Origin of the sequence: Geotalea toluenoxydans JCM 15764 (assembly GCF_001311985.1) — a bacterium.
GTDB lineage: Bacteria > Desulfobacterota > Desulfuromonadia > Geobacterales > Geobacteraceae > Geotalea > Geotalea toluenoxydans.
This window is the reverse complement of record NZ_BBCJ01000011.1, coordinates 1-25,928: the sequence shown is the minus strand read 5'-3', so window position 1 is coordinate 25,928 and position 25,928 is coordinate 1. Positions and strand designations below refer to the sequence as shown.

The following is a 25,928-nucleotide window of genomic DNA, read 5'->3' as shown; positions in this document are numbered from 1 at the left end:
CACCATCGCTCCCTTGCCATAGCCTATGGCACGGGAAGCAGGATCGACTCGACCATGAACTTCTGCAGGGGAAAGTCCCGATCAGCTTTGACCAGGGAGGAATAATCACTCAAGAGGCGCAGACGGTAATCTCTGGCAGCGGCAGGGGATTTTTTCTCTTCCAGGAGGTAATCGGCCAGATACGTGACAAGACCTTCGGACCAGTTTCCTTCCCGGTAGTCGACCTGCACCCCGTTCCCCCACCAGCAGTGGGCGATCTCATGGGGAAAACTCGTGTCGACGATGAACGGCAAGCGGATGACGGTACCACCCATAAGCGTGTAAGACGGATAGCCGTAACCGGTAGGGAAGAAATTCTCCACGGCAGCAAATTTGTCGAAGGGGTAAGGGCCAAAAAGCTCTGTGTACATGCCGATGTATTTGACGGCGGCATCCAGATATTTTTTGCCCAGTCCGGCATTTTGCGGGTAGAGGTAGGTATAGATATCCAGATGGCCCAATTGCCGTTCCTGGATGACGTATGGCCCGGCAGACATGGAAAGCTCCCCCACCGGCCTGGTCTCTTCCCAGACGGAATGCGATACATTATGGGCTGTACTACGCTCAAGCGCTTGCCGGAAGTAATTGCCTCCATCCCTGCCGGGGCAAAGATCTCTGTCCTGCGATACCCCGGCAATACCTGGGGCGCCGGATACCAGCCGGCATCGTTGCCGAGGAAGACTCCGGCAGAGGTAATGGCGCCGGTCACGCCATAGGTGGGATCCTCGCTGCTTACCGGCCGTTCCGGCACCTTGGCAGCATAGGCTGCATGGTATTTTATATACACCGTAGCCGAAGCCTTTGCCCCCCTCCGGGGAGATCGACGGCAAGTGCGCCGCCGGAAAAGGTATAATGCACCTCTTTTCCGGCCACGGAGACCGTGTCGATGGCGGCAGCAGAGGAAAGGTTCAGGAATACCCGCCCGGAAGAGGCTGCAAAGGTGACGAGACTTTCCCCTTTCAGGAGATGCCGGTCCGGCACAAGGGTTACTTTAAGCTCCTGGCGTTCCACGGCCGGCATTCCCGCAGCAAGGACTGTAATGTGGCATGGCAAGACAAGAAGCAGACCAATGATGACTTGAATGGCAACCCTCACAGCTCCCTCCATCGCTCAGGTGGAAAAATACCTGTAAAGTATACCAAGCTTACCTGCCTTTACACGCTTTGCTTTACCTCTGAAAAATTATCGTATTTGACTTTTAATTTTTATCTTTCGTGCCGATAAATATGGATAAAGGCCTTGGGGTGATCTATGGGCAAAGGCAAGGAAGTAGACTTCAACACGGTAAGAATACTTGAACTGTGCCGGGATGTGGAACTTCATGGTGCGGAGATCTACAGATATTTTTCCGAGATATTCGCCGATGATCCGGTGATTTCCAACCTATGGTTCAAGACATGCCAGGAAGAGCTGAACCATGCCCAGCAATTTGTCATGGCTATCAACATGAGAAAAGAAAACATCGTCCAGAGCGTGAAAATAGACTTCTACTCAGCACAGAACATGCTTAAGGTGATCCAGTCAATCTATGACAGTGTCAGAAAAAACAGGCCAACCATCCTTGATGCCTTGAGATCGGCCATCAAGCTTGAGGAAAAGCTGGCAAACATGCACATGCATGCCATTTCGGAATTCACGGATCAAGGCTTGAAAGCAATGTTCAAGGCACTGATGAACGCAGACAAGGAGCATGTGGAAACGCTCCGCGATGCCTATACCAGGCTGCTTAAGGCAAAGGTGTAATATGCACAGAGATATCACCGCAAACGCCAAGAACCCATAGACCAGGAATAACCATGACATTAACTGCTTACAGGGAGGTCATCCTCTCTTCTAAAAGTGATGACGAAGCCGCAATTCTTGCCATTTTCCGCGATGTTTTCGCACGGGAACCCAACGCCCTGTTCTCTCTCCTCAACATCTACAAGGAACTTCCCATCTGCAACAACGCCACTATTTTCGACATAAAGGGGAAAAATATCGAGTTCCAGGCAACCCCTCTGCAGATAGCGGCTATCGCTAACGGTACTGAAACCATTATCCAAGCCCCGTTTTTCAATATGAGCGTTATGGGGCAGTTGATATACCTGGACCTGCCCCACCAGCTGGTTTCACTGGGTAAATTTTCCTACGCCGAGGTCCTGATCGACAAGCGCAACACCGTCAGGGTCAAGCTGCGAATTCCCCTGAATGTCATTCTGCACGCTGACGGCAAAACGATCCCCGGCGTTGTCCGAGACATTTCCCTGGGGGGGTGCAGCCTGACGACCCTCCTTGGAGCAGACCTGGAAGCAGCGGAAGACCTGAGCCTGCATATCAAGATCATGAATGAGGGAAAGGTGGTGGAGATAGATGTGCCTGCTAAAGTGGTGCGAGTAGGTCCCGGGCCACCCCACGATTGCGCCATGATGTTTCAGCACACGTCAGAGTCGGAACGGATCCTTTCCGTTTTCATCTATCAGCGTCAACTGGAGATAATCCGGGAACTGCGGGAAAAAGCCTAGGAGTCTGTCGGACTTAGGGATCGAAGCGAGAGGATGGAAAATCGAGGACGGATATTTGGAAATTTGAGAGCGAATAGTGGACCTATTTGTCGAAAATTTACGGAGATCCGGACCGATTTGCCATTTTCGCAGCCGATTCATTCTAAGTCCGACAGACTCCTAGTATGCCCACATGGTTTCATGGGCCTTTACGCTCTGGGCACGGTAAAGCGAAAAATGGTTCCTTCGGCAGAGGATGTAAATCGCACTTTGCCGTTAAGGGCCCTTTCCCCCAGGTACTTCATCATGAAGGTTCCTATGCCCCGGCCATGTTTGGCCTTGGTGCTGAAATAGCGCTGGAAGATCCGGCCCGAAATCTGGTCGGGAATGGGCTGACTGTTCCAGACGCAGAAGGTAACATCCCCCTCACCCTCCTCCAGCCATAACCTCACCTCATCACCGTCATCGCTCCCCTCCAGAGCATTGGTAATCATATTGGACAGCACCCGCAACAACAAAGGCAGGTCAGTGGCAATACTTCCATCGACGGTGGACGGAAGTTGAATGTGCTTATGCATTGACATGGGATGGGAAATGAAGACGTCTCTCAGGCAATCGATCACTTCAGCTATGGCCACAGGCCTGAGTTCAGGCTGGAAAGCGCCGGTTTCAACCTGAATAAGGTTCTGCTGTATCCTCAGCTCACTTTCCAGTCGCAACGAAAGGCGGTGCACCGATTCCGCCAATGGCCCACCTGCATAACCGGAGCAGGCCAGCAGTTCGCTGGCCCCCACAAGTCCGGTGGCCATGTTGCGTATATCGTGGAAAAAAATTGACTGAATTTCCGCCCAATTTTCCTGTTCGCTTATGTCCTGGAGCATGAGCACCAGAAAACATCGCCCACTGATGTAAAAGGGCGTTGCCCGGACATTCAGACAGATATCAGCCGTGCCGCCATTACGCCAGACGGTTGCCACACATTTTCTCTCCTGGCCGGTCCTTCGCAAGAGGCTGACGACAATGGCTATGGCCGTACCACAACTGGCACAGGTCCTGCCGGTACCGCAACCGCCAGGGGAATCGCCGGCATGAACACAGTGGATCGCCTCTCCTGGCCGCAAGCCGATCACCTCAAGAGCATCCTTCACTCCCGTACTCTTTAAAAAGGTGTCATTGGCAGCGAGTATCTGCCGTGACTCGTTCAGCACCGCGAAGAGGCCACCGACCGTCTGCATCAGCCCATCGACCACAGGACTGGAGGCAATGATCGCAATATCCCTCTGCAGTTCTTCAGGGTCGGCACGTTCATATAAAGCCGCAATGTCCGCATCAGAAAGGTTAAGATAAGTGCAGAGGTAATCCATATCAGCCATTAAGCCCTCCCATAAACCCCACCCGGTTAAATACCAGCTTATTAAATGAAGATAATATAGCAAACCCGTTTTTTTATCCAGAGAGAAACTGCGCGCCTTCCAAATGGAAGCCGTTGTTATCGTTTGGCCAGAGGGTAAAATTATAATAGTTTTTAATTGTTACATGACCTGTAAAAGGGAGAATGCCCTCGGGTGAAACGGAAAGATCCTTTTATCCCATCAGCAAAAAAAAGGGGATTTGCCAAACTGCTGCCGGCAGGAATCAGGGCGCGGCTGTTTTTGCTCATCATCCTCGTGCTGCTGCCCCAAGGGCTGTTTTTGACATGGATCTACAATGAACGGTATCAGACACAACGGACGCAGGCAATGAACACGGAACTGGAGGTGGCACAGGGCGTTGCCATGGCCTTCTCCGGATATGTGGAGGGAGTATGGCGTAAAAATCATGCCATCGGCGAGGCAATCCGCATGTTTTCACCGCCGGTATTACCCAAGGCCAGGAGCTCATGACCATTACCGCCACCCAGCATGCTTCCATACGAAGCTTTAACTGGGTGAGCCCCCAAGGGGTCATCCTTGCTTCCAGTCAGCCTGTACTCGAGGGAAAAGATCTTTCTGCTCTCCCTTATTTCATCAAAATCGTCACAGGAGCTGAATGGAGCATCAGCGATCTCAGCAGCAGGGGGATAAAGGTCCAGGCACCGACCTTCACCATTGCCACAGCTTGCCGCGATGACCAGGGCAAGCTGCACGGGGTTGTCGTAGCTGCCATAGAGCCTGAGCGACTCGGCGAATTGACCCTCACCCAACGCCGTCTCGGCAAAGGCGCCTATGCCATCTTCGATAGCCAGGGCGTCATTGTCTACCACAGCATCTATCAAAAACTTGCCTGGGAAGATCGGTCCGGTTGGAGAAAGATGGATACCATTCTGCAAGCGGCGTTGAAAACTCGAACGCCCCAGGTGGGAATCGCAGTACCGGTGCTGCGCAAGAGCGAATGGGTTTCGGCGCGGGTGCTATGCAGGATCTGGGCTGGGTGGTGGGAGCAGGAAAGCCGGTTGAAGTGGCATTCGGACCGCTCCGGCAAGCACTGGTCCGTGAAATAAGCTTTTCACTCCTGGCTCTGGCACTGGCTTTTCTCTCCGCATACATGGTGGCACGCACCATTGCCCTTCCACTGCAGCGACTGGAACGGACGACCACAGGTATGGGAAGCACCCCACAGGAAGCACCTGAAGATCCCCTGGCCCCCTTGGAGGTCTGCCGGTTGCGCCACGTCATAATGGAAATGGCGGACAACCTGCGCGCCGGTGAAAAAAGATTTCGCCTGGCCCTGGAAAATATTCCCGACATGATCGCCATCTGTGATCAGCAATTACGCATCCAGTATGTGAATCCCGCCACAATCAGTGCCACCGGCCTGCCCTCCTCGAAGCTGGTTGGGCGGCTGGACTCGGAAATATGGCCGGAACTGTACAAGCTGTGGCGCCCCGTTTTGGAAAAGGCGTTAGAAACGGCAAAGGTGCAGAATCTGGAATTGGAACTCCCTTCCCCGGAAGGCAGCCGTCACTTCCACGTCACCTATGTGCCCCTGATGGAAGAGAACGGTCAGGTCAAGGAACTTATGGGCATCACCCATGATTATACGGTAAGGAAACAGGCGGAAGATGAACTGAAGAGGACCCTTGAGGAACTGATCCGCTCCAACAGGGAGCTTGAGCAGTTCGCCTATGTGGCGTCCCACGACCTGCAGGAACCGTTGCGGATGGTGGCAAGCTATGTCCAGTTGCTGGAAAAGCGGTACAGGGGGCAGCTCGATCAACAGGCGGACAGATATATAGATTATGCCATACAAGGGGCAAAAAGGATGCAGACACTGATCGAGGATCTGCTCGCCTATGGACGGATCAACCGCGTTGTTGAATTTCAGCAGGTGGATCTTGATATGGTCTGTGCGGATGCGGTAAAGGCCATGGGGACCGCCATCAGTGAGAGCGAAGGCGCTATCCGGGCCGCGGATCTCCCGGTGGTCTGGGGAGACAAGATACAGCTGTTCATCCTGTTCCAGAATCTGATCGGCAATGCCATCAAGTATCGACGGCAGGATGTTCAGCCCCTTGTCCTAATTTCAGCACAGCAAACGGAAGATGCCTGGGTCATCTCGGTGCGGGACAACGGCATTGGCATAGAGAAACAATATTTCGACCGCATTTTTCAGATTTTCCAGCGGCTCCACGCCCGGGAAGAATATCCCGGTACCGGCATCGGTCTTGCCTCATGCAAGAAAATTGTAGAGCGCCATGGCGGCCGGATCTGGGTCGAGTCCGTGCCCGGCAACGGCTCGACCTTTTTCTTCACGATTCCGGACCGAATTCCTAGCCCAGGGGGCCGACAACACCCATAACCAGCTTGCCAAAGAGGATGCAATGGCCAATCAAGACAAGGAGCACGACCAGCGGGAGATTGCCGGCAGCAAATACAGCGATGCCCTGAACCACATCAATGTGCTGATCCATTCAAAACTGGATTTCGACAGCATCATGAAAAAGGTGGTGGTAGAGGTTGCGCGGGCCATAGGTGCTGAATCGGCAGTCATTTACCTGCCGGAAGGGGATGGTTGGACCGCAAAATACATCTATGGGTTTCCTGGAGAACTGCAGGACAGGCAGATCAGGGCCGAGGAGATTTCCTTTTCCATAGAGGCAGCCAGCCAGGGGCAAGCTGTGGTCATAAACGATGTTCGCCATGATAGCCGGGCAAACAACAGGTTCATTGAGCGATACGGCATAAACGCCCTGCTTGACGTGGCCCTGACCATTGGTGAAAAGGTGGTCGGCAACTTTTCCATCCATTACCATCATCCCGAGCGGAAATTTTCCCACAGGGAAGTGGACTTCGCCAACAAGGCAGCATCCACCATAACCCTGGCCCTGAAAAACGCCCTGCTGCTCCAGGAGCGAATAAATGCAGAGGAAGCCGCCCGTGCCAATGAGCAGAAGGTGCTGCAGACCCTTGACCGGCTTATGATTCTGGTAGGCGTTTCGTCGGCTGTCCTCAGCGAGACAACCATTCAGGCACCCTCAACCGTGCCGTAGAAGGAGCCATTGCCGTCACCGACGCACAGGTAGCAACCTCAGGCCATGGTTACAAGGAAGGAAGCATCACTATTGGTGCCCTCGCTTATGATGCCCCATTATCCCCCTGCCCTACGGATATCACCTTTACCGTCAACCGTGGCGGCGTCTACATGGAACTTCTGCAAAAATCATCCACCATCCGCTTTACCCAAAAGGAGCTGGAAAATCATCCGGAGTGGTGGGGGCTGCCCGAAGGACATGCGCCGCTGAAGGGACTTTTGGGTGCAAGACTGGAGGGCACGGGAGGCGAAGCCTGTGGCATGATCCTGGTTTCCCACAAGCGGCATGGGGAATTCACCGAGGAAGATGAAGTCATGCTCACCCAGCTCTGCCAGCTCACTTCTCTGGCCATCAGACATATTGAAGCCCGTAATGTGGTGGAAAAACATGCCGCCGAGCTGGAAAGCCTCAGTAAAAGGCTCCGGGAAAGCGAAGAAATGTTCAGGGAGTTCTTTGCCAATGCCCCGATCGGTTTGGCCATACTTGGACTTGATGGCCGATTCCAGGAGGTAAACCAGGCCTACTGCCGCATAATCGGTTATGACCGGGAAGAGATCTTTCAGCCCGATTTCACCTTCATGAAGGTTACCCATCCTGACGATGTGGAAGAAAATCTGGCTGAAATGAATCGGGTGCTTAAAGGTGAAACCGGCAGCTTTTTCATCGAGAAACGCAATATCCGCAAGGACGGCAGCATCATCTGGGTAAGGGTCAGCGCCACCCAGTGCCGTGACCCCGAAGGTAAATCCGCAAGGTTAATTGCCATAGTCGAGGACATCCATGACCGTAAACAGGCCGAGGAAGCCTTAGAGTCTCGGAGGCAAACTACCGGACCATCTTCGATTCTGCCAACGACGGCTTCTTCATCCAGTGTGCAGAGTCCGGAGCTATCCTGGACGTAAACCAAAGGGTGCTGGAAATGTACAAATACCGATACGATGAAATTATGCGCCTGGACATAGGAGAGCTGAGCGCCTGCTCGGCAGGCTATACCCAGGAACGGGCCATGGAGGTCGGTCGCCGCGCAGCATCCGGCGAGCCCCAGCTGGTGGAATGGCTGGCGCTCGCCAAGGACGGCACCCAATTTTGGGTCGAAGTAAGCCTGAAAAAGGTGATACTCGGCGGCAAAGACCGCCTTCTGGCAGTGGTACGGGATATTTCCGAACGAAAAAGAGTACTGGACGCCCTGCGGCAGAATGAAGAAAGACTGCGCGTTAGCGAAGACCGGCTGGTTCTCGCCCAGTCCGCGGCAGGCATCGGCATGTGGAATGTGAACCTGCAGACACGGGAAAGCACCTTCTCCAATCAATACCTGTCCCTTCTCGCATCGATAGCCCCCCCGGATCCTATGAAGAGTTCCTGGCATTGCTTCATCCGATGACCGATACCAGGTTATGGAGGAAACGGATCAGGCCCTCGCCCAGTGCAGACAATTCCAGGCAATGTTCCGTGTCAACTGGAATAACGGCTCCCTGCGCTGGATCATGGGCCGGGGGGGAGTTTTCTGCGACAGCAGGCAGCAACCCTTGCGCATGACCGGCGTCATCTTCGATGTCACGGACCGTAAAAAGGCGGAAGAAGACCTGAAGGCAGCCATGGATGAGCTGGAACGTTCAAACCGGGAGCTGGAGCAGTTCGCCTACATCGCCTCCCACGACCTGCAGGAACCGTTACGGATGGTGGCCGGATACGTGAAGCTTTTGGAAAGAAGATACAAGGAAAGTCTGGACGAGAAGGCGCAGACTTATATTAATTTTGCCGTCGATGGCACGAACCGGATGCAGAAACTGATTGAAGGGCTTCTCACCTACTCGCGCATTTCCCGCGGCATCAGATTGATGCCCGTGGACACCAATAAATCCTTTGCAGCAGCCCTGGCCAACCTGGATACTGCAATCAGTGAAAGCGGCGCCAGAATCACCGGTGCCCCCCTCCCCGTAGTGAAGGAGATGAGACACAGTTGATGCAGCTTTTCCAGAACCTCCTGGCCAATAGCTTAAGTACCGCAAAAAGGATGTCCCCCCCCAAATACATGTGTCAGCCGGAAGGAGGGTAATGAATGGCTGTTTTCCGTGCAGGACAACGGCATAGGCATTGAAAGTGGATATTTCGACGAGATTTTCCAGATATTCCGGCGGTTGCATGCCCAGGACGAATACCAGGGAACCGGCATCGGCCTGGCATCCTGCAAGAAAATCGTCGAACGCCATGGTGGCAAAATATGGGTGGAATCGGAACCGGGTGAAGGGTCGACCTTCTTTTTTACCATTCCAACTGCCAGGAATGGATAAGCAGCAGGCAGGGTAATGGGCCAGCCATGGTCAAGCTGCAGAAAGTGCCTATTCAAACCATGAAATAAAAAGCCGCGCCGCGGCCTGGTTCCCCATGGCCCCGGATATCTCCCCCATGGCGTCTGATGGCTGCCTTTGCCAGGGTGAGACCGATACCGTTGCCAAGTGTCCTCGGCGGCTCATGGGCCTTGGCAAAGGCGTTAAAAATCTGCTTTGCCTTATCGTTGGGAAAACCGATGCCGTTGTCACGGATGTAGAACTCAGGCTTACTGCCGGTCTCAGCCTTGCAGCCTACGGCAATTCTCGCTTCATCCCGTTCTGCGGTAAAGTTCCAGGAATTTTCCAATAGCTGTTCCAGGGCCATTCTCAGCAACAGGGCATCACCAGTCACCGTCATGCCTGGCTGAACGCTGAATTCGGACCGGCGGTGCGGAGCGGACTGCCGAAGCTTGGCCAGGATGTCCACTGCAAGTCCGGTTACATTTACTGTTTCATTTTTTAAAGTCTGCTTTGCCACGTTACCCAGCTTCAGAAGGTCTTCCACAAAGGCGGCAAACTGCCTGAGCTGACCTTCCATCTCGATCAGGCTCGATCCCATTGATGCGCCAAAGTCGGCATAATCCTTTTTCAGGACATCTATCATTATCTGGATGCGTCTTATTGGGGCAAGGACGGCGCTGCGCGGCAGAAGAAAATTCCTTTCGAGCTCTGTTACCAGGTTTCGCAGTTTATGCATGGAAAGGCAGATCTTTTCCACCAGACGAACCCCCTCGCTGTCCGGAAACCCACCCCTGGCCAGAGATTCGCAGATGGTTTCAATCTTGCTCAAGGGAGTGTAAACCTGGTCATCGATCTCAACCGACAGGATTGTCTGGGGAGTCATCTCCGTCCCCCCCTGTCCGACTGTTCCGGGCCTCAGCCCATACCCGCCCGGCCGTTGCCGTTCCTTTTCCCTGAGTTGCATGAGTTCATCTTCGGCCCGGCGATGCTCAACCGATTCCTTTCTAAGCTCCTCCGTCTTTTCCATGAGCTTTTCCGAGAGAAACAGGCTGTGCAGACGGAGAAATTCCTCCTCGCTCGGCAACTCCCGCCGCTTCGGCCTCAGCTCTTTTCGGTCAAGGATATCCATCAGAGCCTGTACGATATCCTCCGGGTCCAAAGGCTTGGCAATATAGGCGTCAGCACCGAGAGACAGCGCGAAATCCGGTGACTGGCCTTGGTGTAGGTGGATGTGTAAAAGATGAAAATGATATCGCCGAAAGCAGAGGTTCTCAATGCTCGCAGGAACTGGAAACCGTCCATGCGCGGCATCATGATGTCCGACAGGATCACGTCGGGGATATGTTCCCTGAGCAGTTCCATGCCTTTGTTGCCTTCGGGAGCATCTATCGCCTCCCATCCCCTGTCCACAAAGATGGCAGACAGAAGTTTCCGGTACTGTTCATTGTCATCGACGATAAGGATTTTCATGTACCTCCTTTGCTTGCAATTAATACGGGGTTTTCCACACCCCATATAAATATTATAATAAGTATTATATAATTATCAAAAGAAGAAACGAACATCGGACGGAACTGGAGAGAGTATGGACCAAGCTGAGAAACAGCAGGTGGAAGAGCTGAGGAAACAGGTGTTAAGCCTGGAAAAACAGCTGGAAGAGCGGACTTTGCAGCTTCAGGAAGCGCAGCAAGAGCTGGGCTCGCTTAATTATGCCATTTCCCATGATCTCAGGTCGCCCTTGCGCAATATTTTCGGTTTTGCCCATCTCCTGTCGAAAAAATACGGGGACCGGCTGCAAGGCCAGGGGCTTGAATACCTGGAGATGATCATGTCCGGAGTGGCGCGGATGGGGCGCATGATTGACGACCTCCTCACTCTGTCCCGGATCGGCCGGCTTGAAATGAAGAAAGAGACGGTTGACCTCTCCGCTATGGCTACAGCTATTCTCCAGGAACTTCAGGAGAGTCAGCCAGAGAGACAGACACAGGTGGAAGTGGCCCCGGAGATTAAAGTTATCGGCGACCGTCAGCTTCTGCAGGCAGCGCTAAGGAACCTGCTGGACAATGCCTGGAAATTCACCAAAGACGCACAGCCGGCGATTATCCGCTTCGGCTCAAGACAGGAGGGGGACAGGACCATTTATTTTGTCCAGGATAACGGCGCCGGCTTCGCCGCCGATCAGCTATACCGGCTGTTCAACCTTTCCAGCGGCTTCACCTGGAATCCGAGTTTCCCGGCACCGGCATGGGCCTCGCCGTCGTCAAAAAAGCAGTTCAGCGTCATGGCGGCCGGGTGTCTGCCGAAGGGGCAGAAGGAGAAGGTGCTACCTTTTACTTTACCCTTGGTGATTCCTGAAAAACCTTGCACTACAGGAAAGATATGCCCAAATATGCGAAGACTTCCAAGGCAAGATACGGTCTTGCCGTCGGCTTTACACTTGCAGCGCTGCTTGTCCGACTGGCGCTCGATCCCTGCCTGGCAGGGAATTCCCTTTTTCCACATTTTATGTGGCCATTACCGCCACAGCGTTTTTTGCCGGTCCAGGACCATCACTGATCGCAATTCTCCTCAGTTTCGTCAGTGCGGTTTGGCTTTTCATCGAACCGAGAATATCCCTGTATTCAAGCTGGACCATCCCTCTGGTAGGAAGCATCGGCTTTCTGTGTGTCTCTCTGCTGATCACCGGCATCGGGCATATCTCCCGGAGATCGCAGGCCATGGCCGAGGCCAGCGCCCAGGAGGCAGAACGCCGCCGCAAGCAGGCAGAAGAGGAGATTGCCGAAAGGCGAAAAGCGGAACAGGCATTGCGTCAGACCTATGAGCGGCTTGCCCAGGCAGAAAAAATCGCCCTGGTAATGCCGCTGCATGTGAGCCTGGAGGGATGCTGGCAGAAGGTCACACCCAACTTCTGCCGTTTCCTCGGTTACCGGGAAGAGGAACTGCTGGGGCGGCCATTCAGGGATTTTACCCATCCGGCCGATTTTGAGGAGGACTGGAAGCAGGTTCTGCGCCTCAAAAGCGGCGAGATCGAGTCGTTCCAAATGGAAAAGAGATTCATCCGCAAAGATGGCAAAATCGTCTGGGGGTATCTGAACTGTTCCATAGTAACCGATGAACAGGGTAAGCCGCTGCATTTTCTGACCTACGTGCTGGATATAAACGAGAAAAAGGTAGTGGAGGAAGAGCTTCACTACAAGGTGGCCACCCTTAATCTGGCCGTGGAATCTGCCGACATCGGCACCTTCGATTTTTATCCGGAAACAGGGGTGCTGCGCTGGTCGGAAACCACCAGACGCCATTTCGGCCTTCCCTGCAATGCACCCGTCGACTATGAGATATTTCTGAGTGGAATACACGAGGAGGATCGGGCAAAGGTAGACCAGCTGATCCGCCAGTCGCTGGAGCAGGAAACCAGCATCAGCACGGAATTCAGGACGCTCGGGCTCCAGGACGGCAGGGAACGCTGGATAGCGGTCCGTGGCAGGGTTTTCTATGACCACAGAGGTGGTCCGCTCCGGTTGATCGGCACCACCCTTGACATGAGCGACCGCAGGCGGGCTGAAGAAGACCTGAGGAAAACCATGACCGATTTGTCCCGCTCCAACCTGGAGCTTGCCCAATTCGCCTACGTGGCCTCCCACGACCTGCAGGAGCCGCTGCGAATGATCGCCAGCTATCTGCAACTGCTGGAAAATAAATATCGGGGAAACATCGACGAAAAGGCTGACTCCTACATCCATTATGCCGTGGACGGCGCCAAGCGGATGCAACGTCTGATCGAAGGGCTGCTCGCCTATTCGCGGATAACCCGCGGGGCAGTATTCAGCCCGGTCAACACCGGTAAAGTCTTTTCAGAGGCCCTTGCCAACCTTGATGCATCCATAAAGGAGAGCGGCGCAGCTGTACATGGAGAAGGGCTGCCGACCGTCTTCGGTGACGAAATCCAGCTGCTGCAGCTGTTCCAGAACCTGATCGGCAACGCCATCAAATACCGCAGGCGGGATATCCCGCTGGTCGTCACCGTTTCGGCTCAGAAGCAGCATGGGGAATGGCTGTTTGCCGTCAAAGACAACGGCATCGGCATCGAAGCGGAACATTACCAACGGATTTTCCAGATATTCCAGAGATTGCACAGCCGTGACGAGTATTCGGGAACCGGTATCGGCCTGGCGCTGTGCAAAAGAATCGTCGAGCGCCACGGCGGCCGGATCTGGGTTGAGTCGGTCTTTGGCCAAGGGACGACCTTTTTATTCACTATCCCAGTCATGAAGGGCATTCTGCATAAATGAGCTTTTCAGGAATGGTCCTTCTTTTTCAGACATTTTTGAATGGTGACATCAAGCTCAACGGCGTCAACATTGCCTTTGACGATAAATGATCCTGCCCCTTCGGCGGCAGCCCTGGCAGCCAGTCGTTCATCAAAAAAGCCGGTCATGACTATGACCGGCAGCGCCGATTTCTCCCTGATTCTGCCCATGGATTCAATCCCGTTCCCATCGGCAGATTGAGGTCCATGATCACCAGGTCGAAGCTATTTCTTTCCAACAGTTCGAAGGCTGCCGAGAAGCGGCTTGCTCTGGTCACTTCATAACGACCGGGAAACTCCGAGAGCATTTCGATAATAAGGAGTGCGTCACCACTGTTATCCTCAATCAACAATATGCAGGCAGAATTACCATCCATTTTTGCTCCTCTGTCCAAAGTCCTATAAAAATATTATCACAGCGCCATTTCCCCACCACCCTCTTCCTGTCAAAACGTTAAGTTGTGCTAATATTATTTATATACGCTGGCAGGCTGACGAACAATTGTCATGGATCATTGAAGGAAACGAGGCTCCTCGAAAGTGGCAGCCGAAGGCCGAGTCAATACAAGTGAAACTTCGTATGCAAAAGCCTGCCGGGAGAGCGATGGTCCCGTTTGTCCGCACTGACTGGAGGGTCAGGTGAAAAAAGATATCGGCAGCGCCATCGATATTCTGCTGGTGGAAGATAACCCGGGAGATGTGGAACTTGTGCGTGAGGCACTAGGTACCGGCGCCACCCGCCATATCCTGAATGTGGTTCGTGATGGGGTCCAGGCATTGAACTATCTGCGCCGGCAGGGCTCGTATGCCGATCGGCAACTCCCTGATCTGGTGCTGCTGGATCTGAATCTGCCGCGGAAAGGGGGGCGAGAGGTACTCGAAGAGATAAAATCGGACCCTGACCTGAAATGGATTCCCATCGTCGTACTCACCAGCTCCAAAGCCGAGGAGGATATACTTAAATCCTACAGCCTTCATGCAAACTGCTACGTGACGAAACCGGTCGATTTCGAACAGTTCATGGGTGTGGTCAAGGCAATAGAAGATTTTTGGTTTACAACGGTAAAGCTTCCTTTCAGACACTAATTTTTCAGCCATGGGTCTTCTATGGAAAAAATAAAAATTCTGCTGATCGAGGATAACCCTTACGATTTGGCCCTCATCGAGGAAATGCTCGCCGAACGGGAAGATACCCGATTTTCGGTAAAGCAGGTAGGACGTCTCGCCCAAGGCATCAAGGTACTTGCTGCGGAACAGTTTCATGTGGTGTTGCTTGACCTGGGGCTGCCGGACAGCCAGGGGCTCGCTACCCTGGCACGAATACAGGAGAAAAATGTCGACACCCCTGTCATCCTCCTCACCGGGCTGGATGATGAAGGAATGGGACTTGAGGCGGTGGAAAAGGGGGCACAGGATTATCTGATCAAGGGGCAGTTCAATGCAAGCCTTCTGACTCGATCCATCCGCTATTCCATTCAACGGAAAAGAGCCGAGGAAACCATCCGCAAGGCAAAGGAACTCAGTGAGGCGATCAACCAGATAAATGAGCTTGTGGATCTGTCCCTGGATTTCCAGGTCATCATGGAGCGCATCCTGGAAAAGGCCGGCCATGCCATAAAGGCTGATTCAGCAGTCATTTACCAGCTGGAAAATGAGCGATGGAAGATCATATCGTCCTGGGGGCTGCCAAGAATAGTTATCGGCGAGATCTACGATCCGGAAGAAATGGCATTCTCAAGGTTTCAACTGGATGGGCAACAGAATATTCTGGTCACCGAGCAGACAAACAGACGCTTCATTAACGATTACCATATCCGGTCTCTGATCGAGGCGCCTTTAACTTCCGGTGACTCGATCATCGGCGCCGTCTCTCTCCACTACCACAGCCCCGGTTCCTGGTTCAGCGACAGCCAGTACGACTTCGCCCACAAAGTGGCAAAAACCCTCAGCATGACACTGAAAAATTACCTCCTTTATGAGGAACGGCAGAAATCGGAGGAACGTTACCGTTACCTGTTTCAGAATGCCAACGACCCCATTTTCATAATCGACAGGGAGCTGAAATTCATCAATGTGAACCGGCGCGCCATGGACCTGTTCGGCTATGGGCTTGACGAATTCGTAGCCATGAACATGGTGGACCTGGTGCCGGAAGAACAAATTCCACGGATCCAGGGGGAACTGAAGAAAAGGGAGTCCATGGAAGCCCTGGATAAATTAAGCACCAACATCCGTACTAAGTGGGGGTATTCCCTGGATGTGGAAATAAGCTCTTCTCCTTTCGTCGAGAGGAACAACGTCATGGGTTCCATTCACATCGTCAGGGATGTTACCGAAAGCAAAAGGATGGAGGATGAGATCCGTTACCAGGCCACCCATGACATCCTCACCGGCCTGGCAAACAGAATGCTGTTCATGGACCATCTGGCCCTGTCCATCAGCCAGGGGCATCGCTACAACGAAATCCAGGCGGTGATGTTCCTGGATCTGGACCGGTTCAAATCCATCAATGATTCCCTGGGCCATGCTGCTGGAGACAAAATTCTTCAGCTCATCTCCGGACGTCTGAAGGAATGCGTACGTGAAACAGACACGGTTGCTCGCATCGGGGGAGATGAATACAATATCCTCATCACTCAAATGGCCCATCCGGAAGATGCCACGGCCATTGCCAACAAGATTCTCTCTTCCATGAACAAACCCTTTGCCATAGAAGGCCACCAGCTGCACATAACCATCAGTATCGGCATCAGCTTTATCCCACGGACGGAGAGGATGCGGAGACGCTGCTCAAGAATGCGGACATCGCCCTCTATCATGCCAAGGAACAGGGAAGAAACAACTACCAGTTTTACAATCCTGCCTTGAATACGCGGACTCTGGAAAGGGTGACCCTGGAAAACAGGCTCAGGCAAGCACTGGAACGGCATGAGCTGGTCGTACTTTACCAGCCCCAGGTAGCGATGGATACAGGACAGGTAACAGGTGCGGAGGCACTGGTCTACTGGCTGCACCCGGAACTGGGGCTGCTGTCACCTGGTAACTTCATTCCCATGGCAGAGGAAATAGGTTTCATAACCGATATCGACGACTGGGTGCTTGAAACGGCATGTGCACAGAACAAGGCATGGCAGGATCAGGGGTACCGCTCTTTCAATGTGACGGTCAATATGTCGTCCAAGCAGTTCCGCAGGCCGGACCTGGTGGACCAGGTACGGAGGGTCTTGAATGCCACAGGCCTGCCCCCCCGTTTCCTTGAACTGGAGATCACCGAGGGGACAGCCATGAAGGATATAGAGTATACCATTCCCAGCCTGAATACTCTGACCGGCATGGAGGTGGGTTTTGCCATTGACGATTTCGGCACCGGTTACTCTTCGCTCAGCTGCCTCAAAAAGTTGCCGATCCGCAAGCTGAAGATCGACAAATCCTTCATCTTCGGCGTCAATACCGACCCCAACGATAAGGCCATAGTCGCCACCATCATTGCCATGGCCCACAATCTCAAGCTGGAGGTAATTGCCGAAGGGGTGGAGGATGCGGATCAGCTGGAATTTCTACACCAAAACCATTGCGATCAGATGCAGGGTTTTCTCTACAGCCGGCCGATACCGGCCGAAGACTTCAGGCGACTGATCATGTAATCGGCAACGATTTTAGTTACTCTCCTGAACGCATTGCAATTACCCAAAGGTATTCAGCCGGCGGGCACTCCTAATTGGAGTCGCCCGCCGTAAATACTAGCAATTCAGGATAGCAGCCATTAAAAACCTGGTATCAAGTTGGTCTACCTTGCCATCACCGTTGAGGTCAAATGCCGGATTTCTGACCGGCTTGAGAAATTCGGCAAGAAGAGGAACGAGATCGGCAAAACTCAGCTTTCCGTCTCGGTTTAAATCCGGGAAATCCGGATCGAACCTTACCAGGTAAGGCCTCATCATCTCATTATCCTCGTGTTCGACGATGTGGCAATGCCATACGTACTCGCCAGGGACGTCGAATTTAGCTTTGATGCGGGTGATCTGCCCCGGATAGGCTAAAACCGTGTCCTTGTACCCGGTCTCGCCGGCATTCGGCAGAGTCACCGTGCCGACGACCGGATTGAAGTCTGCATCAAAGTCCTGCCTGTTGACCACCTCGAACCTCACCAGGTGAAGGTGAATGGGATGGGCGTCGACGGTGGTGTTGTAGATTTCCCAGACCTCCGTGCTGTCCAGCAGCGGAGTTTCAGTAATGGACTCACTCCACATTTTCGGCACGGCGACGGTTATCCCGTTTTCAGTGCTCAGGATGCCCAGCAGTGCCTGACGGGGGCCGAACGGGGCAGTGCCTTCAGGGCAAGGGGCATTGGGGGGGACCACGACGATTTCTCCGTTGAAAATGAAATTGCCATCTCCGTCTACAGATACGCAGACCACCTGTGAACTCAACTCATTCAGGGAGAGAGGACGGGTGTTGGTCGCTACCCCCAGGGGAGCTTCCGCCGGGAGCTTCAGATTCTTCGGGGGAGTAGTCAAACTGTCGGAAAACGTGGTTAATGCGTGCTTCACCACGAACTGCATCACCTGGCCGGTGGTTGCCGGGTCCGCAGGAGTATCCGGGAAACCGCCGAAGGGGGCATCGGGAGCGGTGTTGATCATGCGCACCACGGTGCCTTCCGGCAGCCCGGTGAAGTCGACAATGACATCGGCCCGCTCGGCAGGGCCCAGCAGCAAGGCCTGCTGTGGGTCGGGGGCGGGAACAAGAGTCTCGGGAATATTGCCGTCACCGGGCAGTGGGGTGGCGTAGCCGGTTTTGATCATCGCCACCTTGGGCAGGAACCCCTGCTCGGCGCCGAGCTGGAAGAAGGGGATCTCATAGATGGGATCCATATTTACTGTCCCGTCGGGTTGCACGATAAACAAGCTCAGGTTGAGAGTTCGCGAGTTGCAGCCATCCAGCAGGCGAAACCGGTATCTGGCTGGTGCCACCTCCAGTTGCGGCCAGGTAGATCCATTGACCACGATGGTGTTGAAGAATGCTTCAGGGTTCCAGATGGGAGAAATGTCGGAGCCATTGTCGGGAATGAATGGACCGGGGAAACCGTCAAAGAGGGTCCGCGAATCCGGGTAGAACAGGGAGCCGTCAGCTTTGAAGGAGCGGTCCTGGATCGCCAGCGGGATCTCACGAACCTTCTTACGGACCTGGCTGTCAAAGTTCGGGTCCTCGTTGCCTCTGGGGGCCGCATCCGGCAGTTTGGCCAGGTTCCCCAGATTATCCCTGACCTTGGCGTCACCGTTTGCACCGCCACGGATCAGCCAGAAACCGGCGGGGCCGGCATAGACGTTGTTTCGCGTCATGCCGAGAGCATGATCGTGGTACCAGAGGGTGGCGGCGGGCTGATTGTTTTCATAGCCGTAGTAAGCCGAACCCGGCACACGGTTCAAGCTATTAAATTGATTGAATTTTGAACCCTGCCTGGCATAAGTAGACGGAATATTGTTCGCTGCCGGCAGCCACCATGCCTCGGGATAGCCGTCGCTCTCCATGTTCACATGGGAGCCGTGGACATGGGTAACGATCGGCACCGGACCGGTGTAAGGCGCCGGATTGTCCGTATTGCAGTCGGTCCGGTTGGGGCCCATCGTACACCCTGCCGCCGGGGGATTGGCCCAGTGCAGGGTCTGGTCGACGGCGAACAGGTGCGGCAGGAAGTTTTTCGTCTCCGGGTCCACCAGATCATTTATCCAGCGCACCTTGGTCAGGCTGCCGAGATGTTCTCGACGGTAAAGGCAGGGTAGTTGAAGGAAATGTTGCTGGAACGGGGGACCGGGGCGACGAAATCCACGGGCAGCACATCCTGAGCCCGGCCATAGCTCCACACGGTAGTCGGGGGAAATGGAGCCGGCAGGACCTGCTGTTTGAACTGCCGCACGGCGATGTTGTAGTCGGCGGCGGGAAAACCAGGTTGGGTGGTACTCTTCGGCATCACCGGCGGGATGACGAGTGGAGTCACGTATTTCGGGATGGTGGTTGGATCCAGAAGCGTGCTGACAGGATCGGGCTGGGCATAGGCGATTCCCTGCAGGAGCAAAATCAATGCTCCCATGGCGACAGCTGCTTTTAATCTTGGTTTTTCGACCATTGGTTCGGTTACCTCCTTTCGAATTTCCTGCCTTGGCAGGATTGATGAGGCCAGATTCTTCACCGATCTTAAAAGCTTGACGACGAGAGACTGAGATCGACCTTGATAAGCTGTACGTCCCGTTTAAGGTCAGAAAACTTCGGATCGAACCGGAAGCTCCTCTTCTGCTTCATGGAAAAAAACCAGTGCCACCCGACTGCACCCGAGCCGGGAATCCCAGGGGAGGGCATTGCTCCCTCCCCTGGGGCACACCCTATGGTGTTGTTACGAACACTGCATTCGACCAGCCGGAGTTACCGACGACGTTGGTCGCCCGGACGCGGTAATAGTAATTTAATGCTCGTGACACGTTCTGGCTGAAGGTCGTCACGTTGGCGCCGACAGTGAAGGTAGTCGCGCCGGCGAATGTGGAGGAAAGTGATTGTTGGATCTGGAATCTCGATTCGTTGTCGGCGTTGTCTGTCCAGTTCAGCGTGACACTATCCTGCGTGTTGTTGCCTGTAATTCTTACTGCCGCCCCGGTTAAACCTGCCGGAGCCGCCGGAGCGGCGAAGTTCACGGTGGCCGTGTTCGATGGGGCCGACGAACCTGCAGCATTTACGGCTGTCACGTAGTACGCGTACGTGTTTCCGGCTGTCACCCCGCTGTTGTAGAATGTTACGGCGCCACCCGTCGCCGTGGACTCGGCTGCAGTTCGGGTGACGGTAGCGATCTGTGTGGCAGCCGCGCCATTGACGGAACGCCAGACCGCGAAGCTCGTCTCGTTATCTGATGCATCGGTCCAGTTCAGCCTGATCTGCGTTGCAGACGTGATCGCCGCCGTGAGGTTGGTAGGCGCCGCCAGCGCAGGAGCTACTATGATGCTCGTCGTGTTCGAAAATCCGGAGTACACGGTCTTGGTGGGGAAGGCGGCTCCTTCGTTCAATGCGGGATCCGTGTAGTCCCAGGTGTCGCCCACCACGTTGTCGGCCTGCACCCGGTAGAAGAACGTCCCGCTCATGCTGCCGATGATGTCCGAGTAGGTCGCCGTACCCTTTGTTGAGCCGGTCGGGGACGCCACCGTTGCCACGGTAGCCCAGGGACCACCGCTGCTGGCGGCTCTCTGAACGATAAAGCCGGTCTCGTTCGCGGAGTTGTCAGACCAGCTCAAATCCACGCGCCGTCCATTGCCGGCGCCTGCAACTGCTGCAGACAGAGTGGACGGGTCCTTCGGCGCTACCGCCACAGCTACGGAGTGCATCATATCCATCTCTTCATGGCTCAGGATGTGACAGTGGACGACGTACTCCCAGCCAAAGTTGACAGGGTGGTTGATGATGTCGATCGGCTCTCCGTTGGGGTCGAAAGCGAAGATGGGGAGACCGGCCGCTTCCTGTGCGGTCGTGTTGGCAAGGTACGCCCCTTCCGGCATCGACGGATCGATAAGACGGATGCTGTTGGGGAGATCGAAGGGGACACGGGGAATGATCGGCCTCAATGCCACGATAGTGTCTTCCAGCGGGCTTATCCGGACGGTATCCTTCCAGCCGAGTTCGTTGAGGTCAGGCTTCCGGATGATCCCGTCCCAGCCGACCCGGTTGATGAGCTGTACGTCGTAGAGGTGGAAGTGGATCGGGTGCGTATCCACCCCATTGTGGGTAAATTTCCAGATCTGCGTCCCGTCACTGTTTGTAGTGATGGGAGTAACCTCTGCCCCGGCCGGCAGCTCGACTCCGTCGAGAATTTCCGTCGGCGGGCTCGTGTAGGGGTAAAGGATCATGTTCTGCAGTCCGGCCTGGGCGTTGGGCGTTTCGACTCCCAGGAAGCCGCTCATGCGCCCGTATTCATGATCGAAGGCCTCGCCCATCTCGTCCTGGATCATCTTCGGCTGCAGCGGGAAGGTGAGTGAAAGCCCGGCAGCTCCTCCCGCAAGTTTTGAAGCTGAAAGAGGTATCGAAGATCTGTACCAGGCCGGCATTCGGCCCGTTGTTCTGGAACGTGGCGCCATATGCGGAGTTGTAGGCCCCCTGCCCGACGATGATCGGGTTCTGGCCGTTCCTGAATACCCCGATTCCTCCCAGGCTCTCAGCTTTAAACGCCGTTTCGAGCGCGGTCAGGTTGTAAGGTGTTCCGGTTCCTGGTTTTACCTTGATCTGCATGACAGTGCGGGTGTTGGGGCCGTAACCGGGAAGGGTGGAAGGCGCCCCGCCAGTATCGGTCAGGTCGGCATTGCCGGTGTAGTAGTCGTAACGCGGATCGCGCGCCGGAAAGGCTGCAGGTGCATCGTTGTACAGAATGAGCGTCTGACCGGCGAACTGGGAAAAATCCACTACCACGTCCGCCCGCTCGGCCGGTGCAAGGAGTAACGAATGCTGGTCCACGTTTCCGGCGTTGAACACCGTCGGGTCATTCACCCAAGTGGTCGGCTGCGGAGGGATGACGACCGGAGCTGGCAGAAAGCCCCCTTCCGTACCGATCTGGATCCAGTTCGGACCTTCCGTCCCCGCGACGGGAGTCGGAAAGATCGTGGTGTCTTCCAGAGCGGCGGCCACTTCGGTGGGATTCAGGGCGACTTCGGTGCACGCCACACCTGTGCTCTCGGCTGCCGGAGTGGGATTGGTGGCAATGTTGCACAGAGCACCGTTGGCGTCGACAGCCTTGTAGAGGGACAGGTTGAAGAAGCGGTCGTTGGCGGCATTCAGAACCCGGAACCTGTAGGCTTTCGGGTCTAACTCGATCGTCGGGTACACCGTGCCGTTAACGACCGGCGTGTCATGGAACGACTCCATTCCCATGGACAGGTACGGGACCCCGGGCATCAGCGGCGGCTCGCACCACGTCTCGTCCGGGTTGCAGTTTGGGTCGAAGTAGGAGTTGGCAATCGGTCCGTGCTCGATGCTGGTGGGTGGCCAGAACCAGGGGCCGTAGGCCCAGCGGCCATACTGATTGACGCCCGAGCTGTCGCCCGGATTTTGAGCGGGCGAGTAGACGTGCGGCAGCCAGAAACTCCCCTCCCCCCCCCACCGGGCCGTGTCCCAGGTCTGGTCCTGCAGGGCGAGCTGTGCTGCATTCGGCACATAAGTCTTATCCTGGATGAACAGGGGGATGGTTTCGGCCGCTCCGGGAAGTATCCCGAGCCCCGCAGGGTTGCCCACTGCAGCAGGAAGCAATTTCTTCTCCATATCGTCGGTGATGATGTAGGAAGCGACTTCCCCAGCGTAGACGTTCAGACGGGTGATCCCCCAGGCATGGTCGTGGTAGAACATGAGCCGGGCGCTCTGCTGATTGGTGTAGAAAAAGGTCATCTCGCCGGGACCGGGAGTGGGCATATCGGGAACCGGAACGACGCTGACCCCCTTTGGATACTGTGTATTCTCATTTGCAGGAGTGGTCCACTGGTGCGGTGTGCCGTCGCTGATCCATGGCTGATGCCGCCGTGCAGGTGCAGCGTGGCGCGATTCTCCGCATAGCAATGGCCGTCGGCGACCATCTGCGCTTTCATCATCCCACCCTCGCTGCACATTGGGTTCTGCGGGTCCGCCTCCGGCCCCATCATGTGACCTTCGGCCGTCATCCCCGAGCCCATGACCGTCGTGTCGGTCGGCAGGAACAGGTTGCCCCCCGCACCAATGGGAAGCAGGTTGCGGAAGAGTATCCGCACGGGCCTGTCTTTAGTGGCAACGATCGCCGGTCCCAGGTAATGGGGCGGAGTCGGTCCGCCTGCCGCATTGGCTTGCCGGTAACCGCGGAGCTTGGTGGCGAGTAGGTCTGTGTGCATCTTCTCGGTGTATTCAACCAGTTCGATAACGTAGTAATCCGAGCCGGGATAGGTGGTGGTGTCGGGGACGGCCACGGGGATGTACTGGCCCAGATTGTTAGCCTTGTCAGCCCCCAGGCCCGGCAGTCGGTCCTTGAACTTTCGAATTCCGCCGGAGACAAGCACACCGTTGCAGGTTTCGCCGGTTGGACAATCGGAGTCGGCGTTACAGGTGGTCGCTGCAACCGAGCATGTCCCCGGGATGATCGGCAACGGACTGTTGGCATAGTTCGGGTGGCTGAAGTAGTGGGGGGCATCGGATGCGGCGAGGGCCATCGGGGTGGTAAGTACGGCTATGGCCAAGGTCAGGATGGTCCGCAAAACAAAAGTGAGCTTCTTCATTTTGCGCCCCCCTTTCCGCCCTGCTCTAGAGGCGCCTGGACAGGGGCTCTCTTCCGGGAGGACCCTTTCTCGCGAGCCGCCTTAGCCCGAGTTGCCGCAGCTTCCCTTTGAGCCTGAGTCACTCGTGCCTTCCTGTGCTCTTGCACCCGCACGGCACGCTCTCGCAGGCGTTCCCTTGCGCTGTCGTAACTTTTATTACCGGGTACATCCGTTTGCGCGCCGCTTGGATCCGATCCAAAGGACACAATTGCGGCAATCAGCATTAACTGCATGAAAATCAGGAACTTCGGCCACTTCAAAATTACGCGTTCTTTCGCCTCCAATTTGCCCATAACAGCTCCTTTCGTTTATATCTGCGGCATGGTTGACAAACCCATCCCGTCTCCACTTTTTTTGCAGAATCAGCCACAATATTGGTGAGGTTCTTTCATTGCTGAAAGAACCACCATTCCACAAACCTCTGACAGCCGGCTAAACTATCTGCGGTACGGATTTTGGAGAGACGTGTGGGCAATGAATGGGTAGTGCAGCGTGAAATCCTGGTCTAAATGGGGTGTCAGGCGAAATCAAATCTTGCTTTAATTCCCTCCCCAAACTCAGTCAGCATTCACTTAATTATTAAAAATTTATTAAATACGATTTTACCATTTTACCCTGCCTTGTAAAGCTCCTGCAAAAAAATGATTTGGGTGTGAAACGCTTCTGACAAGGCTGTTTCAGAAATCCTGCTGGAACGTTAGCGGCTGAGGCGGAACAAAAAAAGTCCATAAATGCAACGGCATTTACGGACAGTGAAATTTCTCTTAGACTAATAAGTTAAAAATTCAGGCGGTTTGTTCGGCCAGGTACTGCTGCAGTCCCATCTGCTGAATCTGATCCAGCTGCGCCTCGATCCAATCGATATGCTCTTCCTCGTTGTCCAGGATGGACTGGAGCAGATCCCTGGTGCCGTTATCCTTTTCTTCCACAGCCACCCTGATGCTGTCGTTATATCCGTGAATCGCCTCCAATTCGTAAGCGTGGTCGTTGCGCAGCATCAGCTCCACCTCGGCGCCGATGTTCATCTTGTTCAAATTGCTGACGATCGGCCTTCCGTCGAGAAAAAGGATCCGGGCTATCAGCTTTTCCGCATGCTTCATCTCGACCATGGAACGGCCTTCTATGGCCTTGTAAAGCCGGTCATACCCCCAGTTTTCACACATTTCCGCATGGACCATATACTGGTTGATGGCCGTAAGTTCCTCGGCCAGCCTGGCATTCAGGTGTTCGATGACCTTATCGCTTCCTTTCATAATCATCCCCCTTTTCGGCATCTATCTGGTATTTATAGAAATGATCCTCTCGTTTCCAAACTGTAGATAGTATAATATGAGAGGAAACTAATTCAACCACCATCCCGCTTTTTGCTCTCCCATCCCCATCCGGTTACATCGGCTTGACACCGTGACATATAAAAAGTATGGTCTGAAAGGCGACAACTACCAACAAACGGGATTAACACTCTATGAGCAAGGACAATAACGAAAATAGACCTCAACTGAGGCTGGTAGTAAACAATACGGAAAAGCGGAACCAGCGTCCTGCTGCCAGCGAGGATGACTTTATCTCCTTTCAGGAGCTGGCTGCCAACCGGGAGCTTTTCCAGGTGGAGTTTTATCGGGATCTGGAACCGCTGCAAGCGGAGGGGTACAGGGAGATCGAAAGTTTCCTCGTTGAAAGGGGATGGCCTTACGGCCTCGACCCCCGTCATGGGCAGGTCATCGTCATTCCGGCGGGTGTCGTCTGCCCTGAAAGCGATGAACATGGGGGGGCCGGACAGGACGAGGTGCTGGTTTATCTGGCTGAGGATGCCACCGGGCAGGGCCTCTGCCTTGCCCTGGAAATGCTCATGCCATATTACAGTGAAGACGAAGCTGTCATGGAGGATGCATTTCTCTACGGCCCGGTAAACCAGTACGGATCGTTGTTTCTAGAGGAAAACCGGCACGACTCCTTCCTTGACCTCATCTACCGCCTTGCTTTACCCCTCTACCCTGT

The 25,928-nt window shown here is 54.6% G+C and carries 28 protein-coding genes and 3 pseudogenes; 18 read left to right on the top strand and 13 right to left on the bottom strand.

The genetic code is table 11. The features are described from left to right. Positions 1–23 precede the first annotated feature (23 nt). The gene (locus tag JCM15764_RS22535) at positions 24–536 is read right to left on the bottom strand and encodes a M1 aminopeptidase family protein (protein WP_243688632.1); all 513 of its coding nucleotides are present in this window, start codon (positions 534–536) and stop codon (positions 24–26) included. 51 nt (positions 537–587) lie between these two features. On the opposite strand from JCM15764_RS22535, the gene JCM15764_RS22530 reads away from it, so the two are divergent. Then, the gene (locus JCM15764_RS22530) at positions 588–755 is read left to right on the top strand and encodes a hypothetical protein (RefSeq protein WP_243688631.1); all 168 of its coding nucleotides are present in this window, start codon (positions 588–590) and stop codon (positions 753–755) included. Between the two features lie 61 nt (positions 756–816). Here JCM15764_RS22530 and JCM15764_RS22525 read toward each other — a convergent pair whose 3' ends face one another. Then, the gene (locus JCM15764_RS22525; protein ID WP_243688630.1) at positions 817–1,134 is read right to left on the bottom strand and encodes a hypothetical protein; all 318 of its coding nucleotides are present in this window, start codon (positions 1,132–1,134) and stop codon (positions 817–819) included. 156 nt (positions 1,135–1,290) lie between these two features. On the opposite strand from JCM15764_RS22525, the gene JCM15764_RS08715 reads away from it, so the two are divergent. Beyond that, positions 1,291–1,782, top strand: a complete 492-nt coding sequence (locus tag JCM15764_RS08715) for a ferritin family protein (protein WP_054694768.1) — start codon at positions 1,291–1,293, stop codon at positions 1,780–1,782. A gap of 53 nt (positions 1,783–1,835) precedes the next feature. Continuing rightward, positions 1,836–2,543: a PilZ domain-containing protein gene (locus tag JCM15764_RS08710; RefSeq protein WP_054694765.1), complete on the top strand. Its 708-nt coding sequence runs from the start codon at positions 1,836–1,838 to the stop codon at positions 2,541–2,543. Positions 2,544–2,731: 188 nt separating this feature from the next. On the opposite strand, the gene JCM15764_RS08705 is transcribed toward JCM15764_RS08710, so the two are convergent. Next, on the bottom strand, positions 2,732–3,895 hold the full coding sequence (locus JCM15764_RS08705) for a sensor histidine kinase (RefSeq protein WP_054694762.1): 1,164 nt from the start codon (positions 3,893–3,895) through the stop codon (positions 2,732–2,734). A gap of 192 nt (positions 3,896–4,087) precedes the next feature. Between JCM15764_RS08705 and JCM15764_RS08700 the strand changes: the two genes are divergently transcribed. From JCM15764_RS08700 to JCM15764_RS08665, 8 genes and pseudogenes are all read left to right on the top strand, one after another. Further along, positions 4,088–4,405, top strand: coding sequence for a hypothetical protein (locus tag JCM15764_RS08700; protein ID WP_054694759.1), 318 nt, complete (start codon positions 4,088–4,090; stop codon positions 4,403–4,405). Further along, positions 4,402–5,001, top strand: a complete 600-nt coding sequence (locus tag JCM15764_RS08695) for a cache domain-containing protein (RefSeq protein ID WP_054694755.1) — start codon at positions 4,402–4,404, stop codon at positions 4,999–5,001. Before JCM15764_RS08700 ends, JCM15764_RS08695 begins: the two co-directional genes overlap by 4 nt. Next, entirely contained in the window at positions 4,914–6,299 is a 1,386-nt protein-coding gene (locus tag JCM15764_RS08690; protein ID WP_243688629.1) for a sensor histidine kinase, read from the top strand. Before JCM15764_RS08695 ends, JCM15764_RS08690 begins: the two co-directional genes overlap by 88 nt. A gap of 22 nt (positions 6,300–6,321) precedes the next feature. Beyond that, on the top strand, positions 6,322–6,990 hold the full coding sequence (locus tag JCM15764_RS08685) for a GAF domain-containing protein (RefSeq protein WP_054694750.1): 669 nt from the start codon (positions 6,322–6,324) through the stop codon (positions 6,988–6,990). An 8-nt stretch (positions 6,991–6,998) separates the two neighbouring features. After that, positions 6,999–7,934: a GAF domain-containing protein gene (locus JCM15764_RS08680; RefSeq protein WP_243688652.1), complete on the top strand. Its 936-nt coding sequence runs from the start codon at positions 6,999–7,001 to the stop codon at positions 7,932–7,934. Further along, a complete protein-coding gene (locus JCM15764_RS08675; RefSeq protein ID WP_369412289.1) occupies positions 7,868–8,413 on the top strand; it encodes a PAS domain-containing protein in 546 nt (181 codons plus the stop codon). The genes JCM15764_RS08680 and JCM15764_RS08675 overlap by 67 nt, the downstream gene beginning before the upstream one ends. A gap of 13 nt (positions 8,414–8,426) precedes the next feature. Next, positions 8,427–8,996 (top strand): sensor histidine kinase, encoded by a 570-nt coding sequence (locus JCM15764_RS08670; protein WP_054694742.1) that lies wholly within the window; start codon positions 8,427–8,429, stop codon positions 8,994–8,996. A 90-nt stretch (positions 8,997–9,086) separates the two neighbouring features. Continuing rightward, positions 9,087–9,323 (top strand): annotated as a pseudogene (locus JCM15764_RS08665) (sensor histidine kinase); the annotation flags it as partial. A gap of 52 nt (positions 9,324–9,375) precedes the next feature. Here the strand turns inward: JCM15764_RS08665 and JCM15764_RS08660 are convergent. Together JCM15764_RS08660 and JCM15764_RS08655 are read right to left on the bottom strand one after the other, a co-directional pair. After that, positions 9,376–10,452 (bottom strand): sensor histidine kinase, encoded by a 1,077-nt coding sequence (locus JCM15764_RS08660; protein ID WP_054694736.1) that lies wholly within the window; start codon positions 10,450–10,452, stop codon positions 9,376–9,378. Then, a complete protein-coding gene (locus tag JCM15764_RS08655; protein WP_054694733.1) occupies positions 10,452–10,793 on the bottom strand; it encodes a response regulator in 342 nt (113 codons plus the stop codon). The genes JCM15764_RS08660 and JCM15764_RS08655 overlap by 1 nt, the downstream gene beginning before the upstream one ends. A gap of 115 nt (positions 10,794–10,908) precedes the next feature. On the opposite strand from JCM15764_RS08655, the pseudogene JCM15764_RS28055 reads away from it, so the two are divergent. The 3 genes and pseudogenes from JCM15764_RS28055 to JCM15764_RS08645 all read left to right on the top strand — a co-directional run. After that, positions 10,909–11,511: pseudogene (locus JCM15764_RS28055) on the top strand (sensor histidine kinase); the annotation flags it as partial. A gap of 319 nt (positions 11,512–11,830) precedes the next feature. Then, a pseudogene (locus tag JCM15764_RS28050) lies at positions 11,831–11,989 on the top strand (hypothetical protein); the annotation flags it as partial. 51 nt (positions 11,990–12,040) lie between these two features. Continuing rightward, complete coding sequence (locus tag JCM15764_RS08645) at positions 12,041–13,612, top strand: sensor histidine kinase (RefSeq protein WP_054694727.1); 1,572 nt, start codon at positions 12,041–12,043, stop codon at positions 13,610–13,612. Between the two features lie 5 nt (positions 13,613–13,617). On the opposite strand, the gene JCM15764_RS22520 is transcribed toward JCM15764_RS08645, so the two are convergent. Both JCM15764_RS22520 and JCM15764_RS08640 read right to left on the bottom strand, forming a co-directional pair. Then, positions 13,618–13,800, bottom strand: a complete 183-nt coding sequence (locus tag JCM15764_RS22520; protein ID WP_243688627.1) for a hypothetical protein — start codon at positions 13,798–13,800, stop codon at positions 13,618–13,620. Further along, positions 13,761–14,006, bottom strand: coding sequence for a response regulator (locus JCM15764_RS08640; protein ID WP_054694724.1), 246 nt, complete (start codon positions 14,004–14,006; stop codon positions 13,761–13,763). The genes JCM15764_RS22520 and JCM15764_RS08640 overlap by 40 nt, the downstream gene beginning before the upstream one ends. A gap of 262 nt (positions 14,007–14,268) precedes the next feature. Between JCM15764_RS08640 and JCM15764_RS08630 the strand changes: the two genes are divergently transcribed. The 3 genes from JCM15764_RS08630 to JCM15764_RS08620 are packed head-to-tail and all read left to right on the top strand — an operon-like array spanning position 14,269 to position 17,273. Beyond that, a complete protein-coding gene (locus tag JCM15764_RS08630) occupies positions 14,269–14,715 on the top strand; it encodes a response regulator (RefSeq protein WP_054694718.1) in 447 nt (148 codons plus the stop codon). Between the two features lie 21 nt (positions 14,716–14,736). Continuing rightward, the gene (locus tag JCM15764_RS08625; protein ID WP_054694714.1) at positions 14,737–16,497 is read left to right on the top strand and encodes a diguanylate cyclase domain-containing protein; all 1,761 of its coding nucleotides are present in this window, start codon (positions 14,737–14,739) and stop codon (positions 16,495–16,497) included. Continuing rightward, positions 16,494–17,273: a putative bifunctional diguanylate cyclase/phosphodiesterase gene (locus JCM15764_RS08620; protein WP_054694711.1), complete on the top strand. Its 780-nt coding sequence runs from the start codon at positions 16,494–16,496 to the stop codon at positions 17,271–17,273. The genes JCM15764_RS08625 and JCM15764_RS08620 overlap by 4 nt, the downstream gene beginning before the upstream one ends. Positions 17,274–17,369: 96 nt before the next feature. Here the strand turns inward: JCM15764_RS08620 and JCM15764_RS08615 are convergent, their stop codons facing one another. The 6 genes from JCM15764_RS08615 to bfr form a co-directional block, all read right to left on the bottom strand. Beyond that, a complete protein-coding gene (locus JCM15764_RS08615) occupies positions 17,370–19,364 on the bottom strand; it encodes a multicopper oxidase domain-containing protein (protein WP_243688626.1) in 1,995 nt (664 codons plus the stop codon). 5 nt (positions 19,365–19,369) lie between these two features. Beyond that, positions 19,370–19,753 carry a cupredoxin domain-containing protein gene (locus tag JCM15764_RS22515; protein ID WP_243688625.1) on the bottom strand — a complete coding sequence of 128 codons (384 nt, stop codon included), beginning with the start codon at positions 19,751–19,753 and terminating at the stop codon, positions 19,370–19,372. Positions 19,754–20,006: 253 nt separating this feature from the next. Then, positions 20,007–21,614: a multicopper oxidase domain-containing protein gene (locus tag JCM15764_RS22510; protein WP_243688624.1), complete on the bottom strand. Its 1,608-nt coding sequence runs from the start codon at positions 21,612–21,614 to the stop codon at positions 20,007–20,009. Beyond that, positions 21,577–23,061, bottom strand: coding sequence for a cupredoxin domain-containing protein (locus JCM15764_RS22505; protein WP_243688623.1), 1,485 nt, complete (start codon positions 23,059–23,061; stop codon positions 21,577–21,579). Before JCM15764_RS22505 ends, JCM15764_RS22510 begins: the two co-directional genes overlap by 38 nt. After that, positions 23,034–23,891: a cupredoxin domain-containing protein gene (locus tag JCM15764_RS22500; protein WP_243688622.1), complete on the bottom strand. Its 858-nt coding sequence runs from the start codon at positions 23,889–23,891 to the stop codon at positions 23,034–23,036. The genes JCM15764_RS22505 and JCM15764_RS22500 overlap by 28 nt, the downstream gene beginning before the upstream one ends. Positions 23,892–24,715: 824 nt before the next feature. Next, positions 24,716–25,183 (bottom strand): bacterioferritin, encoded by a 468-nt coding sequence (gene bfr / locus JCM15764_RS08600; protein WP_012648650.1) that lies wholly within the window; start codon positions 25,181–25,183, stop codon positions 24,716–24,718. A 212-nt stretch (positions 25,184–25,395) separates the two neighbouring features. Here bfr and JCM15764_RS08595 point away from each other — a divergent pair. Then, a partial coding sequence (locus JCM15764_RS08595) for a hypothetical protein (protein ID WP_054694703.1) occupies positions 25,396–25,928 on the top strand: 533 nt, incomplete at its 3' end.